At 69.1% G+C, this 643-nt stretch carries 1 pseudogene; it reads left to right on the forward strand.

Going from position 1 to position 643, the window contains the following annotated elements:
- Positions 1-621, forward strand: a pseudogene (locus tag ADK64_RS48890) (IS630 family transposase); the annotation flags it as partial.
- Positions 622-643: the final 22 nt, after the last annotated feature.

Raw genomic sequence — 643 nt, forward strand, 5'->3', positions numbered from 1 at the left:
CCTCATGGCGGGAGGTGACCTGGCAGGAGGTAAAACCCTCCGGGCGGTGACCGGTGCGTTCATCTGCTTCGAGGACGAAGCGGGCGTGACCGGCCGTCCGCCCAAGGGCCGCACCTGGGGGCGGCGCGGGATCACCCCGAGGGTCAAGGTGTCCGGCCGCAGCCGGGGACGGCTCTCGGTGGCCGGACTGCTGTGCTACCGGCCCGGGCTGCCCGCCCGCCTGTTTCCGGGTACGCCGGCATACCGGCCGCAAGGGCGAGCGCCGCTCGCTCGGCGAGAGCGACTACATCCACCTGCTCGACGGCGTCCACCAAACTGCTCAAGGCTCCACTGATCGTGGTGTGGGACCGGCTGAACACCCACATCTCCAAGACGATGCAAGCGCTCGCGGCCGAGCGGGACTGGCTGACAGTGGTCCTGCTGCCCGGGTATGCGCCCGAGCTCAACCCGGTCGAGGGCCTGTGGGCGCACATCAAGCGGAGCCTGGCCAACCTGGCCACCCGCACGCTCGGCGAGCTGGAGAGCCTGCTCCGCAGGCGACTCAAGGCACTGCAGTACCGGCACAACATCCTCGGCGGATTCCTCACCGGGACGGGCCTCGCTCTCGACAGACCGAACTGACCCTAATACGCCGAAGTCAGTA

The organism is Streptomyces sp. MMG1121 (assembly GCF_001280015.1).
Classification (GTDB): domain Bacteria; phylum Actinomycetota; class Actinomycetes; order Streptomycetales; family Streptomycetaceae; genus Streptomyces.